The sequence below is a fragment of the Spirillospora sp. CA-294931 genome, assembly GCF_050946795.1.
In the GTDB taxonomy this organism is placed as follows: Bacteria; Actinomycetota; Actinomycetes; order Streptosporangiales; family Streptosporangiaceae; genus Spirillospora.
Genome location: NZ_CP192006.1, coordinates 3,151,028 through 3,166,969, shown reverse-complemented (window position 1 = coordinate 3,166,969; position 15,942 = coordinate 3,151,028). Strand labels below are relative to the sequence as shown.

At 73.5% G+C, this 15,942-nt stretch carries 14 protein-coding genes and 1 pseudogene; 7 read left to right on the top strand and 8 right to left on the bottom strand.

Annotated elements, in window-relative coordinates; genetic code table 11:
* The first annotated feature begins 37 nt into the window (after window positions 1-37).
* Together ACQPY4_RS14135 and ACQPY4_RS14130 are read left to right on the top strand one after the other, a co-directional pair.
* Window positions 38-2,575 (top strand): ABC transporter permease, encoded by a 2,538-nt coding sequence (locus tag ACQPY4_RS14135; protein ID WP_433336310.1) that lies wholly within the window; start codon window positions 38-40, stop codon window positions 2,573-2,575.
* A gap of 82 nt (window positions 2,576-2,657) precedes the next feature.
* On the top strand, window positions 2,658-2,819 hold the full coding sequence (locus tag ACQPY4_RS14130) for a hypothetical protein (RefSeq protein WP_433336308.1): 162 nt from the start codon (window positions 2,658-2,660) through the stop codon (window positions 2,817-2,819).
* Here the strand turns inward: ACQPY4_RS14130 and ACQPY4_RS14125 are convergent.
* From ACQPY4_RS14125 to edd, 4 genes are all read right to left on the bottom strand, one after another.
* Window positions 2,816-3,202: a PPOX class F420-dependent oxidoreductase gene (locus ACQPY4_RS14125; RefSeq protein ID WP_433336306.1), complete on the bottom strand. Its 387-nt coding sequence runs from the start codon at window positions 3,200-3,202 to the stop codon at window positions 2,816-2,818. The two genes, ACQPY4_RS14130 and ACQPY4_RS14125, sit on opposite strands and share 4 nt — an antisense overlap.
* Window positions 3,203-3,261: 59 nt before the next feature.
* A complete protein-coding gene (gene eda, locus ACQPY4_RS14120) occupies window positions 3,262-3,885 on the bottom strand; it encodes a bifunctional 4-hydroxy-2-oxoglutarate aldolase/2-dehydro-3-deoxy-phosphogluconate aldolase (protein WP_433336304.1) in 624 nt (207 codons plus the stop codon).
* Window positions 3,882-4,853: a glucokinase gene (glk, locus tag ACQPY4_RS14115; RefSeq protein ID WP_433336302.1), complete on the bottom strand. Its 972-nt coding sequence runs from the start codon at window positions 4,851-4,853 to the stop codon at window positions 3,882-3,884. Before glk ends, eda begins: the two co-directional genes overlap by 4 nt.
* A 177-nt stretch (window positions 4,854-5,030) precedes the next feature.
* Window positions 5,031-6,833, bottom strand: coding sequence for a phosphogluconate dehydratase (gene edd / locus ACQPY4_RS14110; protein WP_433336300.1), 1,803 nt, complete (start codon window positions 6,831-6,833; stop codon window positions 5,031-5,033).
* A 120-nt stretch (window positions 6,834-6,953) separates the two neighbouring features.
* Here edd and ACQPY4_RS14105 point away from each other — a divergent pair, with 120 nt between their 5' ends.
* Both ACQPY4_RS14105 and ACQPY4_RS14100 read left to right on the top strand, forming a co-directional pair.
* Window positions 6,954-8,057: an ROK family protein gene (locus ACQPY4_RS14105; RefSeq protein ID WP_433336298.1), complete on the top strand. Its 1,104-nt coding sequence runs from the start codon at window positions 6,954-6,956 to the stop codon at window positions 8,055-8,057.
* A gap of 120 nt (window positions 8,058-8,177) precedes the next feature.
* A pseudogene (locus ACQPY4_RS14100) lies at window positions 8,178-8,822 on the top strand (phosphatase PAP2 family protein); the annotation flags it as partial.
* A gap of 121 nt (window positions 8,823-8,943) precedes the next feature.
* Here the strand turns inward: ACQPY4_RS14100 and ACQPY4_RS14095 are convergent.
* Both ACQPY4_RS14095 and ACQPY4_RS14090 read right to left on the bottom strand, forming a co-directional pair.
* A complete protein-coding gene (locus tag ACQPY4_RS14095; protein WP_433336296.1) occupies window positions 8,944-9,633 on the bottom strand; it encodes a nucleotidyltransferase domain-containing protein in 690 nt (229 codons plus the stop codon).
* A gap of 101 nt (window positions 9,634-9,734) precedes the next feature.
* Entirely contained in the window at window positions 9,735-10,586 is an 852-nt protein-coding gene (locus tag ACQPY4_RS14090) for an alpha/beta fold hydrolase (protein ID WP_433336294.1), read from the bottom strand.
* Between the two features lie 133 nt (window positions 10,587-10,719).
* Here ACQPY4_RS14090 and ACQPY4_RS14085 point away from each other — a divergent pair, with 133 nt between their 5' ends.
* From ACQPY4_RS14085 to ACQPY4_RS14075, 3 genes are all read left to right on the top strand, one after another.
* The gene (locus ACQPY4_RS14085) at window positions 10,720-11,889 is read left to right on the top strand and encodes a sensor histidine kinase (protein ID WP_433336292.1); all 1,170 of its coding nucleotides are present in this window, start codon (window positions 10,720-10,722) and stop codon (window positions 11,887-11,889) included.
* The gene (locus ACQPY4_RS14080) at window positions 11,861-12,508 is read left to right on the top strand and encodes a response regulator transcription factor (protein ID WP_433336290.1); all 648 of its coding nucleotides are present in this window, start codon (window positions 11,861-11,863) and stop codon (window positions 12,506-12,508) included. Before ACQPY4_RS14085 ends, ACQPY4_RS14080 begins: the two co-directional genes overlap by 29 nt.
* Window positions 12,509-12,671: 163 nt before the next feature.
* Window positions 12,672-13,883, top strand: a complete 1,212-nt coding sequence (locus ACQPY4_RS14075; protein WP_433336288.1) for an ABC transporter ATP-binding protein — start codon at window positions 12,672-12,674, stop codon at window positions 13,881-13,883.
* Here the strand turns inward: ACQPY4_RS14075 and ACQPY4_RS14070 are convergent.
* A complete protein-coding gene (locus ACQPY4_RS14070) occupies window positions 13,880-14,665 on the bottom strand; it encodes a putative hydro-lyase (RefSeq protein ID WP_433336287.1) in 786 nt (261 codons plus the stop codon). The two genes, ACQPY4_RS14075 and ACQPY4_RS14070, sit on opposite strands and share 4 nt — an antisense overlap.
* A 3-nt stretch (window positions 14,666-14,668) precedes the next feature.
* On the bottom strand, window positions 14,669-15,901 hold the full coding sequence (locus ACQPY4_RS14065; protein WP_433336285.1) for an NRAMP family divalent metal transporter: 1,233 nt from the start codon (window positions 15,899-15,901) through the stop codon (window positions 14,669-14,671).
* Between the last annotated feature and the right edge of the window lie 41 nt (window positions 15,902-15,942).

The following is a 15,942-nucleotide window of genomic DNA, read 5'->3' as shown; positions in this document are numbered from 1 at the left end:
TGCCGCCCGACCGCGCTCGGGGGCTGGAATCGGCCCCATGATGGTGAAACTCGTCCTGCGCGGGCTGGCCGCGCACCGCACCAGGCTCGTGCTGTCGACGGTCGCGGTGATCGCCGGGACCGCCTTCGTCGCGGGCACGCTGATCTTCTCCGCCACGCTGGAGCGCACGTTCGACCATGCCTTCGCCGATCTCGGCCGGGGCACCGACGTCGTGGTCAGGCCGGTCAAGGCGTTCGACGACGGGCTCGGCGCCCGGGCGTCGGAACGGACGGTCCCGGCGTCGGTGCTGCCCGCCGTGCGACGGGCGGACGGCGTGGCCAAGGCCGACGGCGCCGTGTCGGGCTTCGCGGCCGTGATCGACGGGAAGGGCCGGATCGTCGGGCCCGAGCCGCAGACCGGCGCCGCCTGGAGCGCCGATCCCGACCTGTCCCTGATGCGGCTCAGGTCCGGAAGACCTCCCGGGAACGCGGGTGAGATCGCACTCGGCGAGAACATCGCGAAGGAGGCGGGGCACCGCGTCGGTGACCGGGTCACCGTGGCGCTGAGCGACGGCACCCGGACGTTCACGCTCGTGGGCGTGTTCCAGTACGGCGCCTCCACGCTCGCCGACATGATGTCGATCGTGGCGTTCGAGCCCGGCACGGCGAACCGCCTGCTGATGGAACGTCCCGGCACGTTCGAGCGGATCTCCGTCCACGCCGAGGACGGCGTCTCCCAGGAGCGGCTGCGCGAGTCGGTGGCGGCCGCGCTGCCCGCCGGGTACGAGGCGGTCACCGGCGCGAAGGCGATCGACGAGCTGGCCGAGCCGCTGCGCGAGGTCTTCGCGGCGCTGCGGATGTTCCTGCTGGTCTTCGCGGTGATCGCGGTGTTCGTCGGCTCGTTCCTGATCTTCAACACGTTCGCGATGCTGGTCGCGCGGCGGACCCGCGAGCTGGCGCTGCTGCGCGCGGTCGGCGCCTCGCGGGGGCAGGTCACCCGCTCGGTGCTCGGCGAGGCGGCGGGCGTCGGGTTCGCGGGGGCGACGCTCGGGCTCGTGGCGGGCGCCGGGCTGGCGCTCGGGCTGGCCGAGCTGATGTCGGTCGTCGCCGGGGACGAGCTGCCGTTCGGCGAGCCGGTCTACCCGCTCTCGGCGGTCGTCTCGACCTACGCCGTCGGCGTGCTGGTGACGCTCGCCGCCGCGTTCGTTCCCGCGCGGCGGGCCTCGCGCGTCCCGCCGGTGGCCGCGCTGCGCGACGAGGTCGCCGTCCCGGCGCGCTCGCTCCGGATCCGCGCCGTCGCCGGAGCCGTGATCGCCGTGGCCGGATCGGCCGCGATGATCGCGGGCGTCGCCGCGTCCGGCCGGACGGCCCTCACTCTCGCGGGAGGCGGCGCGCTCGCGTTCTTCGCGGGCGTCACGGTCCTCGGCCCGGTGCTCAGCCGTCCGCTGGCGGGCCTGCTCGGCGCGCCGTTCGCGCGCTTCGGCGGGATGCCGGGACGCATCGGCCGCCGCAACGCCCGCCGCAACCCGCGCCAGACGGCCGCCGCCGCGTCGGCCCTGACGGTGGGGATGGCGCTGGTGGCCACGGTGTCGGTCATCAACGCGTCCATGGCCGCCTCGGTGGAGCGCCAGCTGGACGCGGGCCTGACCGCCGACTACCTCGTCACCGGCCGCAGCGCGGTCTCCCCCGTCGGCCCGAAGGCGCTCGACGCCGTCTCCAGGGCCGAGGGCGTCCGGACTGCGGTCCCGATCCGCACGGCCCGGTTCGCGCTGGGCGGCACCGTCCACTCCGCCACCGCCGGGGCGCCGCGCGACCTCGCCGCCCACTTCCGCCTGAAGGTCGAGGCGGGGACCGCAAATATCAAGGGCGACGAACTGCTGGTCAGCCGCACCACGGCGGCGTCCAACGGCTGGACGGTCGGCGGCTCGGTCCCCGGCCGCTACCAGGACGGGGCTCGCGCCACCTTCCGGATCGCCGGCGTCTACGCCGATGTCGAGACGATCGTCCCGACCGTCCCCACCATGATCATCAACGCGGCCGGGTACCGGGCGAACGACCCCGGGACGACCCTCGACCGCGTCGAGCTGACGGTGGCGCCCGGGACCTCCCGCGCCGCCCTGGAGTCGGCGCTGGCCCCGTGGCCGAACCTCAAGCTCCAGGACCGCGCGGAGGTCAAGGACGAGGCGGGCGCGCAGATCGACATGCTGCTCCAGATCGTCCTGGCCCTGCTGGCGCTCTCGGTGATCGTGGCGGCGCTCGGCATCGTCAACACGCTGGCGCTGTCGGTGATCGAGCGCACCCGGGAGATCGGCCTGCTGCGCGCTGTCGGCATGGAGCGCCGCGAGCTGCGCCGGATGATCCGCTACGAGGCCGTCATCGTCTCGGTGCTCGGCGCGGTGCTGGGCCTGGGCATCGGGCTGCTGTCCGGGGTCGCCGTCCAGAACGCGATGGCCTCCGACCAGGGGCTGGACGTCCTGGCCATCCCCTACGGGCGCCTGGCGCTCTACCTGCTGGGGGCCGGGCTGATCGGCGTGGTGGCGGCCGCCTGGCCCGCCCACCAGGCCGCCCGGACGAAAATCCTCCACGCCATCGCCTGATCCGACCATGTAGCCGACGTACACATAACCAGGTGGAAACGTGAAATAGACGCCAACGATCGTCCGGGCTGAGACTGGTCGCATGACTCAGTCGAATCGGATGCTGTCCAAGCACACCACCAGCGAAGGCGTCGTCGTGTGGAGCCGCTGCGCCTGCGGGCGGCTACGGATGGACCTGGTCCCCTACGGTGCCGACGGCCGGAGGCTGGCCGCCGGCGGCGGGCGCTGCCCGCGGTGCGCCTAGTCCTCGTCGAGGGTGAGCTCGTAGTAGAGGGTCGTGTAGCGCTTGGCCCTGTGGAAGATCGGCACCAGGACGCCCTGCATGAAGGGGTGCTTGCGGGCCAGCATGCGCTTGAGCGGCCTGGCCTCGGCGGCGGTGATCTGCCGGGCGCGGCCGGGGACGGCGTCCCCGGTGGGCTCGCCCTTGAACGTGCTGGGCGCGACGGTCACGCGGGGGTCGTTCCGGAGGCGCTTGACCTTCCACGCCTTGTCGTAGGTGCGGAAGTAGGCGCGGCCGTCGCGCACCACCACGTGGACCGGGGTGCTCACCGGCGTCCCGTCCCGCTTGAACGTGGTGAGCGCGACGACCGGCTGCTCGGTCAGCGTCTCGATGGTCAGGCTCGGCATCGGGGTCTCCTTGGTCGCGTTCATGTCCTGGAGACGGCGAGGGCGCCGAGAACGTGACATCAGGCCCTGAGCGCGCTCGCCTCGGCCGCCAGGCCCTTGATCCGGTCCCAGTCGCCCCGCTCCACGGCATCGGTGGGAGTCAGCCAGGTACCGCCGACGCAGCCGACATTCGGGAGCGCCAGATAGTCGGCGGCGCTCTGGAGGGTGACGCCGCCGGTGGGGCAGAAGCGGACCCCGGGCAGGGGCCCGGCTATCGCCTTCAGCGCGGTCCTGCCGCCCGCGGCCTCGGCGGGGAAGAACTTCATCGCGGTGACGCCGTGCTCCAGCAGCGCCATCGCCTCGGACGCGGTGGCGACCCCGGGGAGGAAGGGCAGGCTCGTGCCCGTCATGGCCTCGCGGAGGGCGGGGGTGCACCCGGGGCTGACCAGGAAGCGGGCACCGGCCGAGACGGCGCGCTCGGCGTCGGCCGGGCGGACGACGGTGCCCGCGCCGACGACGGCGTCCGGCACCTCCCGGGCGATGCGCAGGATCGACTCCAGCCCGGCCGGGGTGCGCAGCGTGATCTCGATGACCGGCAACCCACCGGACACCAGGGCGCGGGCCAGCGGGACGGCCGCGTCGGGGTCGTGCAGGACGACCACGGGGACGACCGGTGCCAGGTCCATCAGGGCTTCGGCGTTCATGCGGGCTCCAGGGTTCGGGCGGCCAGGCGCGCGGAGGCGCCGAGCAGGCCGGGGCGGTCGTGGACGATCAGGGCGGTGGGAACGGGACGGACGTAGCCCTCGATGGGCGGCTTGTCCTCGAACCTACGACGGAAGTCGCTGCGGGCCAGGTCCCCGGCGATGCGCGGGAGGATGCCGCCGCCCAGGTAGACGCCGCCCCACGCGCCGAGCGTGAGCGCGACGTTCCCGGCGAACGCGCCGAGCAGCGCGCAGAACATCGCCACGGCCTCCGCGCAGACGGGGTCGTCGCGGCGGGCGCAGATCTCGCCCGGCCCCAGTGGCACCGGCGGGACGCCGTGGATCAGCGCGAGCAGCCGGTGGATGCGCGCCAGCCCCTCGCCGGACAGCAGCGACTCGGCTCCGGCGGCGCCGCGCTCGGCGCGCAGCAGCCGCATGACCTCGATCTCGCGCTCGGTCCCGGCGGGCAGGTCCACATGGCCGCCCTCGCCGGAGATCGGGATCCAGCCGCCGTCGGCGGCGGGCACCAGCCCGGCGACGCCGAGCCCCGTCCCCGGCCCCAGCACCGCCAGCGGCGCGCTCCCGTCGGGGGACGGCACCGGCCCGCCCAGAGGCATCAGATCCTCCGGAGCCAGCAGGGGAAGCGCCCAGGCCAGCGCGGCGAAGTCGTTGATCACTTCGAGCCGCGGCAGGCCCAGCCGATCGCGAACGCGCTCCGCGGAGTCCCGCGCCCATCCGGCGTTGGTCAGGTGGAACCGGCCGCCTCCCACGGGCCCGGCCACCGCCAGGCACGCGGCGTCCACCCGGACGTCGGCGGCGTGGTGCCGCAGGTAAGCGGCGGCGGCCTCCGCCAGCCCCGCGTGCTCCCGGGTGGCCAGCGTCCGCACGCGCCGCGGCGCGGCCCCCGGCTCGTCCACCAGCGCGAACCGGGCGTTGGTCCCGCCCACATCCGCCACCAGACACACGCTCATCCCAACACCCCCACGCCACACCCGACCAGGCCGACGGCGCCACCACACACACATGACAGAACGCGCACGCTGCCACGCTCGGCACGCATCGCGAGGCGGGCGCTCATCCCAACACCCCCACGCCACACCCGACCAGGCCGACAGCGCTGCGCACGGCGGGCATCGTGGGGCGGGCGTTCATCCGAAGACTCCGGCGCCGCGTTCGGCGGGGCCGACGGCGTTTCGGAAGGCGTGGAAGAGTTCGCGGCCGGTGCCCGACCACTCGGCGTCGTCGGGGGCGGAGCCGGTCGGCTCGCGGGCGGCGAACTCGGCGTCGGGGACCAGGACCTCCAGCAGGCCCTTGGTGGTGTCGAGGCGGATGACGTCGCCGTCGCGGACGCGGGCGAGCGGTCCGCCCGACGCGGCCTCCGGGGAGGCGTGGATCGCGGCCGGGACGGTGCCGGACGCTCCGGACATGCGCCCGTCGGTGACCAGGGCGACGCGGTGGCCCCGGTCCTGGAGCACCGAGAGCGGCGGGGTGAGCCGGTGCAGCTCGGGCATGCCGTTGGCGCGGGGCCCCTGGTAGCGGACGACGGCCACGACGTCGCGGTCGAGGTCGCCCGCGGCGAAGGCGTCCTGGAGCTCGGCCTGGGAGGCGAAGACCCGCGCGGGCGCCTCGATGGAGCGGTGCTCCTCGGCGACGGCCGAGACCTTGACCACGGCGCGGCCGAGGTTGCCGCGCACGGTGTGCAGACCGCCGTGGGCGTCGAACGGGTCGGCCACCGGGCGCAGGACGTCGGGGGCGCCCGACTCGGCGCGTCCCGGCTTCCAAGTCAGGCCGTCGGCGGTGATTTCGGGGGCCTCGCGGTAGGCGGAGAGGGTGCCCGCCACCGTGCGGGCGTCCTCGTGCAGGAGGCCCGCGTCCAGCAGCTCGCCGATCAGGAAGGCGGTGCCGCCCGCGGCGTGGAAGTGGTTCACGTCGGCGGTGCCGTTGGGGTAGAGCCGGGTGAGCGTCGGGGTGACCGCGGAGAGCTCGTCGAAGTCGTCCCAGGTCAGCTCGATCCCGGCGGCGGCGGCCATCGCGACCAGGTGGAGGGTGTGGTTGGTGGAGCCGCCGGTGGCCAGCAGCGCGACGACGCCGTTGACGAACGCGCGCTCGTCGAGGATCTCGCCGACGCCCTCGGTCAGCCCGAGCACGCGCCGTCCGGCCTCGGCGGTCAGCGCCGCGCGCAGCGGCGTGCCGGGCGGGACGAAGCTCGCCCCGGGCAGGTGCAGGCCCATGACCTCCATGAGCATCTGGTTGGAGTTGGCGGTGCCGTAGAACGTGCAGGTCCCCGGGGAGTGGTAGGACGCCGACTCGGCGGCCAGCAGCTCCTCGCGCCCGGCCTCGCCCGTCGCGAAGCGCTTGCGGACGCGGGCCTTCTCGGCGTTGGGCAGGCCCGAGGCCATCGGCCCGGCTGGGACGAGGATCACCGGCAGATGGCCGAACGACAGCGCGCCGATCACCAGCCCGGGGACGATCTTGTCGCAGACCCCGAGCATCAGCGCGCCGTCGAACATGTCGTGCGAGAGCGCGACGGCCGAGGCCATGGCGACGACGTCCCGGCTGAACAGGGACAGCTCCATGCCCGCGCGTCCCTGGGTGATGCCGTCGCACATGGCGGGCACTCCCCCGGCGAACTGCGCGGTGCCCCCGGCCTCGGAGATCGCCGCCTTGAGCAGGTCCGGGTAGTCCTTGAGCGGCTGGTGGGCCGAGAGCATGTCGTTGTAGGCGGAGACGATCGCGATGTTGGGCGTCACGCCGCCGCGCAGCCTGAGCTTGTCGGCGGGCCCGCACGCGGCGAACCCGTGGGCGAGGTTGGCGCAGCCCAGCGCGGCGCGGGCGGGGCCCGCGGCCCGGGCGTCGCGGACGCGCGCCAGGTAGGACGCGCGTCGTCCGGCGGACCGCTCGGCGAGGCGCTCGGTGACCCGTGCCACGACGGGATGGAGGGGATGGCTCACGTCGGCGAACCTAACCCGGCATACGCAATCCGGACAACAGACTTTAGAAAGAATTCCTGCAAAAGTCTCGACCCTTGAGACAAGTCGACATACCGAAGTGGCGCGTGCTTCACTAGCGGGATGCCTAGAACCCCGTCGACCAGCGGTGACGTCCTCAGGCTGATCCGCGAGGAGGGGGTCGCGACCCGCGCCGAGCTGGGACGGCTCACGGGCCTGTCCCGTCCGGCCGTGGCGCTGCGGGTGAGCGAGCTGGTCGAGCGCGGGCTGGTGGTCGAGCGGGCCGACGGGCCGTCCACGGGCGGCCGCCCGCCCGCGCGGCTGGAGTTCAACGCGGCGGGCGGCGCCGTGCTGGTGGCCAACCTCGGGCAGTCGCGCGGCCAGGCCGCCGTCTGCGACCTGGCCGGATCGGTGCTCGCGCTGGCCGACGTCGACCCCGGCGACGGCCTGCCCCGCCTGCTCGACCACTGGGCCGGGCTGCTGAAGGCGGCCGGGCTCGACCCCGGCTCGGTCAGGGGCGCGGGGCTCGGCGTCCCCGGCCCGGTCGAGTTCGCCGCCGCCCGCTGGGACGGGCTCGACGTCCGTCCCCCGATCGCGGAGCGCTTCGGCGTCCCGGCCTTCGTCGACAACGACGTGAACGTCGCCGCGCTGGGCGAGTACCGCGCGCACTACTCGGGCGAGGTCGGCGACCTGCTGTTCGTGAAGGCGTCCACCGGGGTCGGCGCCGGGGTGATCGCGGGCGGCCGGATCCAGCGCGGCGCGCTCGGCGCTGCCGGGGAGATCGGTCACACCCCGGTCTCCGACGGGGGCGGCGTGCGGTGCGGGTGCGGCAACCTCGGCTGCGTGGAGGCGGTCGCGGGCGGCGCCGCGCTGCTGGCCCGCTCCGGCTCCCCCGACCTGCCCGCGCTCACCGCGCTGGCCCGCGCGGGCCACGAGCCGACGGTCGCGCTGGTCCGCGAGGCGGGCCGCCGGATCGGCGAGGTGATCGCGATCGCGGTCAACCTGCTCAACCCCGCCGTGGTGGTGCTGGGCGGCGACCTGGCGCGCGCCGACGAACCGCTGGTCGCGGGCGTCCGCGAGGCCGTCTACCGGCGCTCCACCGCCCTGGCGACCCGGCGGCTGCGGGTCGAGCCCAGCCGGCTGGGCGACACCGCGGGCCTCACCGGCTGCGCCACGATGGTGATCGACCACGTGCTCGCCCCGGCCGCGATCGACGCCCGGCCGTGAGGGTGGGGCTAGCCCCACCCTTCGCGTTGGGCCCAGCCTCCCCGAAGACACGGGCCAGGCCCAATGTCCCGGCCGCCGTTCACCGAAAAGCTGTGATCAACGGCTGAGACGGAGGACGGCATGGCGAACCAGGCGATTCAGATTTCCCGGCCAGGACGGGCGGTGGCCGCACGGGCGGCCGCCTTCCGGCCGCTGCTGACCGAGGTGTCGCTGCTGCTCGTGCTGTTCGCCGCCTACAAGTGGGGACGGACGCTCGTCGAGAGCGGGGTCGGCGCGGCGATGGCCAACGCGTCCTGGCTGTGGGACGCCGAGCGGGCGATGGGCCTGCCGGACGAGAAGGCGCTCCAGGGCCTGGTGCTCGGCTGGGACCAGACGGCCTTCCTCGCCAACCTCTACTACGTCGGCGTCCATTTCCCCGGGACCGCGCTGCTGCTGATCTGGCTCTACGCCCGGCACCGCGCGCACTACCGCCGGATACGGACGGAACTGGTCCTGCTGACGGCGGCCGGGATGGCGGTGCACATGCTGTTCCCGCTGGCCCCGCCGAGGCTGGCCGGGCTCGGGATGACCGACACGATGCTGACGGTGGGGCCCTCGGCCTACCCGGCGGCGGCCGACGGGATCGCCAACCAGTACGCCGCGATGCCGTCCCTGCACGTGGGCTGGGCCCTGCTGGTCGCGATCGCGGTGGTGCGGGTGTCGCGGAGCCGGTGGCGCTGGGTCGTGGCGCTGCACGCCCCGCTGACGGTGTTCGTCGTGGTGGTCACCGCCAACCACTACTGGCTGGACGGCCTGGTCGCCGCGGGCCTGCTCGCCGCCGCCATGTTCGCCGCGGCGCTCCTCGTCCGCTCCCCCCGCACCGCCCGCGTGGCGCGTACCGGGCTTCTCACCACTCCAGGCTTCTTCGCCGCACCGAGATCAGCAGGGACTCCACGCGGGCTCGGTCGGGCTCGGCGGGCAGCGGACTGCGGTCGCCGGCCTCGTCCATCCCGGCCGACAGCTCCGAGCGCCAGGACCGGATCTCGTCCCACCCCACCTCGCCCCGCCGGACGGCCAGCAGCCGGTCGCGCAGGCCACCGACGTCCACCAGAGGCTCGCCGTGGTCGAGCAGGTGGCGCCCGCAGGCCAGCAGCCGCAGCATGTGCATCACATGCTTCCAGCGAGGCTCCCCGTGGTTGCGCAGATCGCCCTCCACCTTCCGGAACTGGGCGTCGGCGTAGCCCAGGAAGGTCCGGTGGGCGCGGCGCGACAGGAACGCCCCGCGTGCGTCCAGAAGCTCGCGTCCGACCGGGGTGACCCGCTCGACCAGGGGCGACCAGAGGCACTCAAGGATGGTCGGGTTGGCGTCGAGGGCCAGCCCGCAGAAGCGTTCGAGCTCCCAGGAGAACTGCTCGTCGAGCGGGCCGTCCACGTGGGTGGGCGGCTTGTCGAATCCCCAGTACAGCGGGGCGGGGGCGGCGAACACGCCGCGCCGGTCGGTGTCGCTGCCGGGGGTCGCGAGCCCGTAGGCGCGGGAGCCGACCACGACCGACAGCACGGTGTGGTCGCGGACCAGCCGCTCGCCCAGTTCGTCCATGGGGACGAGCTTCGCGCACCAGGGCACCGGCCACAAAGCGAATATGGGCGAACGAAACGGCCGCTCCCGAGCATCGAGAGCGGCCTTCCGGTTCCGTCGGTTCAGCCGGCGCAGGTTCCTCGGGCCGCGGCCTGGACGAGGTCGGCGACCTTGCCGGGATGGCTGACCGGAACCGCGTGGCCGGCCTTGATCCGCACGGTCCGCCGGGCCGCGGCCCGCTCGGCCATGTCGGCCTGCGCGTCGGGGTGCAGCGCCTGGTCCTCGGTGGGGATGAGGAACCAGCTGGGCAGCGCCTTCCAGGCCGGTCGGCCGGACCGGCCCTCGACGGCGGCCACGGCGATCGGCCGTTGCGCCGCGGCCATCTGGGCGGCCTTGCGCCGGGGGACGCCCGCGGCGAAGACGCCGGGGAACTTCTCCGGCGCGATGGACAGGTCCACGGTGCCGTCCGGGTGGGGCAGGGGCACGATGCTCTTCTTGAGCGGCGTGGCCGGGTAGCGCCGGTCGATGTCGCTCGCGCTCTCGCCCTCGTCCGGAGCGAAACCGGCGACGTAGACCAGTCCGCTGACGTTGCCCGCCATGCGGGCGGCGTTGGTGATGACCGCGCCGCCGTACGAGTGACCGGCCAGGACGACCGGTCCCTTGATACCGCGCACCACGTTCGCGACATAGGTGGAGTCAGCCGCCAGCCCGCGCAGCGGGTTGGCGGGGGCGACGACCTGGTAGCCGTGGCGCTGCAGGTCGCCGATCACGCCGTGCCAACTGCCGGCGTCGGTGAACGCCCCGTGCACGAGCGCTACGGTCGGCTTGCGGCACGCGCCGGTGGACGGCGCGGACCCGCTCGCCGTGGCGCTCGGCATCGACGTCGTCGCGAGGGCCGCGACCGAGACCATCGCCGCCGCGCGGACCGTCCACCAGCGCCGGAGCGGACGTCCGTTCTCCTGAGGTTTCGTCATGGCTTTCACGCTAAGGACCTGCGGAAGCCGGTCGATCGGCCGTTCGTCGCCGCCGTACACCAACGAAAGTAGCGGGTGACGACCGCCACCGGTCGAGGGTGCCGCGGCGGGGTTGTTCCCTAGGATCGCCCCCATGTGGCAGGCAGGCGTGCGGCGCGGATGGCCCTCGTGGGACGACCTGCTGCTGACACTCGTGGTGTGCGTCATGTCGGTGCAGGAGACTTGGGCCAGGGGAGGATTCCTGGTCGTCCCCGCGATGGTCCTCGCCGCCGCGGCCGGTCTCGCGCTCCTGGGCCGGCATCGGTGGCCGCTCCCGGCAGCCGCGGGCGCGGTGACCGCGGCGGGCGCGCTCGGTGCCGCGCTGCCGCTGGTCGTCATGATCTTCCATCTGGCGTCGGCGGGCCGGGTGGCCGCCTGCCTGGGCGCCGCGGCCGCGGCGGTCGCCGGGAACCAGCTCATGGAACCGGCCTACAGCCTGTGGGCGCCCCGCGACCCCGGTCCGTTCCTCCTCCTGGTGCTGCCGTTGGCGCTCGGCATGTGGGCCGGCGGACGCCGCCGGCTGATGGTCGCCATGGCGGAGCAGATCGAGCGGCTGGGCACCGAACGCGAGCTGCGCGCCGAGCATGCCCGGATGGCCGAACGCGCCCGGATCGCCGCTGAGATGCACGACGTCCTCGGGCACAGGCTCAGCGTGCTGGCGCTGCACACCGGTGCGCTGCAACGACGCGCGGTGACCCTTCCGCCGCAGGTGGCCGACCGGATCGACCTGCTGCGCGGCACCTCGACCAGCGCGTTGGACGATCTGCGCGAGCTGCTCGGCGCGCTGCGGAACCCGGCGGGGCCGGACGCCGCCCTCGCGCCGTCCGGCGCGGCGGAGCTGCCGGCCCTGTTCGAGGAGGCGCGCGCCGCCGGTCAGGTCGTCGACGCCGTCATCGACGGCGACCCCGGCGGGGCTCCGGCCAGCCACCACCTCGCCGTGCACCGGCTGGTCCAGGAAGGGCTCACCAACGTCCGCAAGCACGCCCACCCGGCCGTCGCGCGCGTGCGCGTGCGGTACGAACCGACGATGACCACGGTGCGCGTGGAGAACGACCCGCCGGTCGCCCGCCGCGAGCGCGAGTCCGGCGGAGGGTACGGGCTGATCGGCCTGACCGAACGGGTGCACGCGCTGCGCGGCACGATCGAGTACGGTTCGGACGACACCGTCGGCTGGCACCTCACCGCGTGCCTTCCCCACACCGGCGGCGCCCCCAACGGCGACGGGACCCGAACCCATGATCCGCACGATGATCGTCGACGATGACGCCCTCGTGCGGCTCGGACTGGCCGACCTCCTGGACGAGCCCGGCATCACCGTCGTCGCCCAGGCCCGCGACGGGCTCGAGGCCGTTGACGCGGCCACCCGGCACCGGATCGACGTCGTGCTGATGGACGTGCGAATGCCCGGGATGGACGGTATCGCCGCGACCCGGCGGCTACGCGCGCTCCCCAGTCCCGCTCAGGTGATCGCCCTGACCACCTTCGACCTGGACGAGTACGTCTACCAGGCGATCGAAGCCGGAGCTGCCGGCTTCCTGCTCAAAGACACCGATCCGGCCGAGATCATCCGGGCCGTCCGGGTGGTGGCGAACGGCCAGGCCATGCTCCACCCCGCCGCGGCCCGCCGGTTGATCGACCGGTTCCACCGCGGCGCCGGGCCGCGGGCGGACGCGGCCCGAGCGCGCCTCGGCCGCCTCACTCCGCGCGAGCGCGACGTTCTGCGGCGCCTGGCGGTCGGTGACACCAACGCCGAGATCGCCGCGGCCCTGGGCATGCGCGAGAGCACGGTCAAAGCCCACGTGAGCCGCATCCTGGCCACGCTGGACGTGGGCAATCGGGTTCAGGCCGCCCTGTGCGTCCGCGACCTCGATTTCGGGCCATAAAGCTTAAATCCCAGTAGACGCTGCCATATCGCTAGATCGCCAAGTAGGTGGACAATGGGCGAACCGCCCCTGTCTACTTTACGAATCCTTAACTGGAGAGGACGGCACGCCGTCCTCGAGCGACCACGTGTAGGTGCTTATGGCTGCGGTCTCCCTTGACTCGGTGAGCAAGGTCTACCCAGGGGGAGTCCGCGCGGTCAATGATCTTGATTTGGAGATCAGGGACGGCGAGTTGCTGGTGCTTCTGGGCCCGTCCGGCTGCGGGAAGTCGACGGTGCTGCGAATGATCGCCGGGCTGGAGGAGATCACTTCCGGCGATCTCCATTTGGGCGACCGCCACGCCAACGACCTGGTGCCCCGCGACCGGAACGTGGCGATGGTGTTCCAGAGCGGCGCGCTGTACCCGCACCTGGACATCCAGGGGAACCTGTCCTTCCCGCTCCAGCTCGCGGGCGAGCGGGCCGAGGACATCCGCGAGAAGGTCATCGAGCTCTCGCGCGCCCTGCGCATCGACGAGACGCTGGGACGCCGTCCCGGCACGCTCTCGGGCGGGCAGCGCCAGCGCGTGGCGATGGGCCGGGCGATCATCCGCGAGCCCTCGGTCTTCCTGATGGACGAGCCGCTGTCCAACCTCGACGCGGCGCTCCGCACCGACCTGCGGCTGGAGATCGGCTCGCTGATCCGCGGACTGGGCGTCACGACCGTCTACGTCACCCACGACCAGGTCGAGGCGCTCACCCTGGCCGACCGCATCGCGGTGATGCGCGGCGGGCGGCTGGAGGACCTCGGGACGCCGTCCCAGGTCTACGACGACCCGGGCACCGCGTTCGTGGCCGCCTTCCTGGGAGCGCCGCAGATCAACCTGATCGCCGGGACGCCCTACTCGCGCGACAACGGCGTCATCGTCGGGCTCGGCGGGCACGAGCTGTTCGTGCCGTGGACCGATCCGCGCGCGGAGTTCCTGGCCCGCCGCCACGGCGAGCCGGTCATCGTGGGCGTGCGGGCCGACGGGCTGATGCCGCGCTCGGAGCCCTCGACGATCTCCGGCACGGTCCGGGCGCTGGAGTACCACGGGCACGAGTGGCTGGCCTATGTCGAGTCGGGCGTCCCGATGGTCGACCTGGAGGAGCGTCCGGAGACGGTCGTGGCGCAGGAGCAGCCCGTCCAGGGACGGCTCAGGTCGCTGCTTCGGCGGCGTCCACCCGCTCCTCCCCCGACCGACCATGTCGGCTCCCACCGCCGGACCGACCTGGTGGTGCGGCTGCATTCGGGCACCGGCTGGAGGAAGGGGCTGGTGATGCACATGGAGATCGACCTGCCCCGCGTGCTGTTCTTCGACAGCACCGGCCGCCGCGTCGACCCGGTCGCCCGCTAGACCAGGTAGGCCGAGTCACGGGCGTCGGTGATCGCCATGTGCCCGGGGGCGTGGCCGATGGCGAACTTGGGCCGGGACGCCATGACGGCCGCCTGGGGCGTCACGCCGCAGGCCCAGAACACCGGCACCTCGCCCAGCCGGACCTCGACCGGGTCGCCGAAGTCGGGCGCGTCGAGGTCGTCGATGCCGAGCTCGGCCGGGTCGCCCACGTGCACCGGGGCGCCGTGCACGGACGGGTAGCGCGCGGTGATCCGCACGGCGTCGGCGACCTGCTCGGCCGGGACGGGGCGCATCGAGACCACCAGCGGTCCGCCGATCGCGCCCGCGCGTCTGCACCGGCGTCCCGTCCGGTACATGGGCACGTTGCGTCCCTGCTCGATGTGCCGGACGGGGACGCCCGCCTCAAGCAGCGCCCCCTCGAAGGTGAAGCTGCACCCGATGAGGAACGCGACCAGGTCGTCGCGCCAGTACTCGGTGGCGTCGGCGACCCGCGCGACGGGCTCGCCGTGCTCGTAGACGACGTAGCCGGGCAGGTCGGTGCGCAGGTCGCCGTCGAAGATCGTCGCGGCCGTCCCGCCGGGCTCGGTGACGTCGAGGACCGGGCAGGGCTTGGGGTTGCGCTGCGCGAACAGCAGGAAGTCGTAGGCGTGCTCGCGGGGCACGGCGATCAGGTTGGCCTGCGTCCAGCCGGTGCACCATCCGGCCGTGGGCACCGCCAGGCCCTCGCGGAAGAGGGCGCGCGCCTGGCCGGGGGCAAGGAGGCAGGGGTCGATGGAGGTCATGTGTCAGTCCCAGAGGTCGGCCATTCCGGTGAGGGAGTTCCAGCCCAGATACAGGGTCAGTACCCAGGCCGCCGCGCCGATCCACAGCAGCCACCGGGGGTACCGGTAGCCGCCGAGAAGGTCGCGCCTGCGGGCCGCCACCCAGAGCAGGATGCCGAGCCCGACGGGAAGGATCAGCCCGTTGAAGGCCCCGGCGAGGATGAGCAGGGTCACGGGGGTCTTGCCCAGGGCCAGGTAGATGGCCGTCGACAGCGCGATGAAGGCGACGACGAGCCGGTTGCGGTTGCGCTCGATCCAGGGCGAGAACGACACCAGGAACGAGACCGAGGTGTAGGAGGCCCCGATCACCGAGGTGATGGCCGCCGCCCACATGATCAGGCCGAACATGCGCAGCCCGGCCTCGCCCGCCGCGTGCTCGAACGCCGAGGGCGCCGGGTTGGCCTTGGCCAGCTGGACGCCTCCGGCCACCACGCCGAGCACGGCCAGGAACAGCAGGACCCGCATCAGCCCGGTGATCAGGATTCCGGTGATCGAGCTGCGGGTGATGCCCCGGACGTTCTCCGGCCCGGTCAGGCCCGACTCGATCATGCGGTGGGCCCCCGCGTAGACGATGTAGCCGCCGACCGTCCCGCCGATCAGGGTGGTGATCACCAGGAACCTGACCTCGTCGGGGGCCACGGTCTGGACGAGCGCGTCGCCGACCGGTGGTCCGGAGATGATCGCGACGTAGAGGGTCAGCAGGATCATCGCGGCGCCGAGCACGACCACGATCCGGTCCATCGCGACCCCGGCGCGCCTGATCAGGAAGACCGCCACGGCGAGCAGGGCCGAGAGCGTCCCGCCGATCTTGAAGTCGAGGCCGAACAGCGCGTTGAGGCCCAGGGCGCATCCGGCCACGTTGCCGATGTTGAAGATGATGCCGCCGAAGACGTCCAGCCCGGCCAGCGCGTAGCCGGCGCCGGGCAGGACGGAGTTGCCCAGGTCCTGGGCGCGGCGGCCCGAGACGCCGACCACGCGCCAGACGTTGAGCTGGATCGCCAGGTCGACCAGGACCGACACCAGGATCGCGAACGCGAACGCGGCGCCGAGCTCGGCGGTGAACACGGTGGTCTGGGTGATGAACCCGGGTCCGATGGCGCTGGTGGCCATCAGGAACATGGCGCCGATCAGCGCGCCGCGACGCGAGGCGGGCGAGGGCGCCTCGGGCTTGTCGTCAAGGCGGATGCTGTCCTTCATGGCGGCCCCTTTGACGGAGGTGGGGTTTCCCACACCGTACG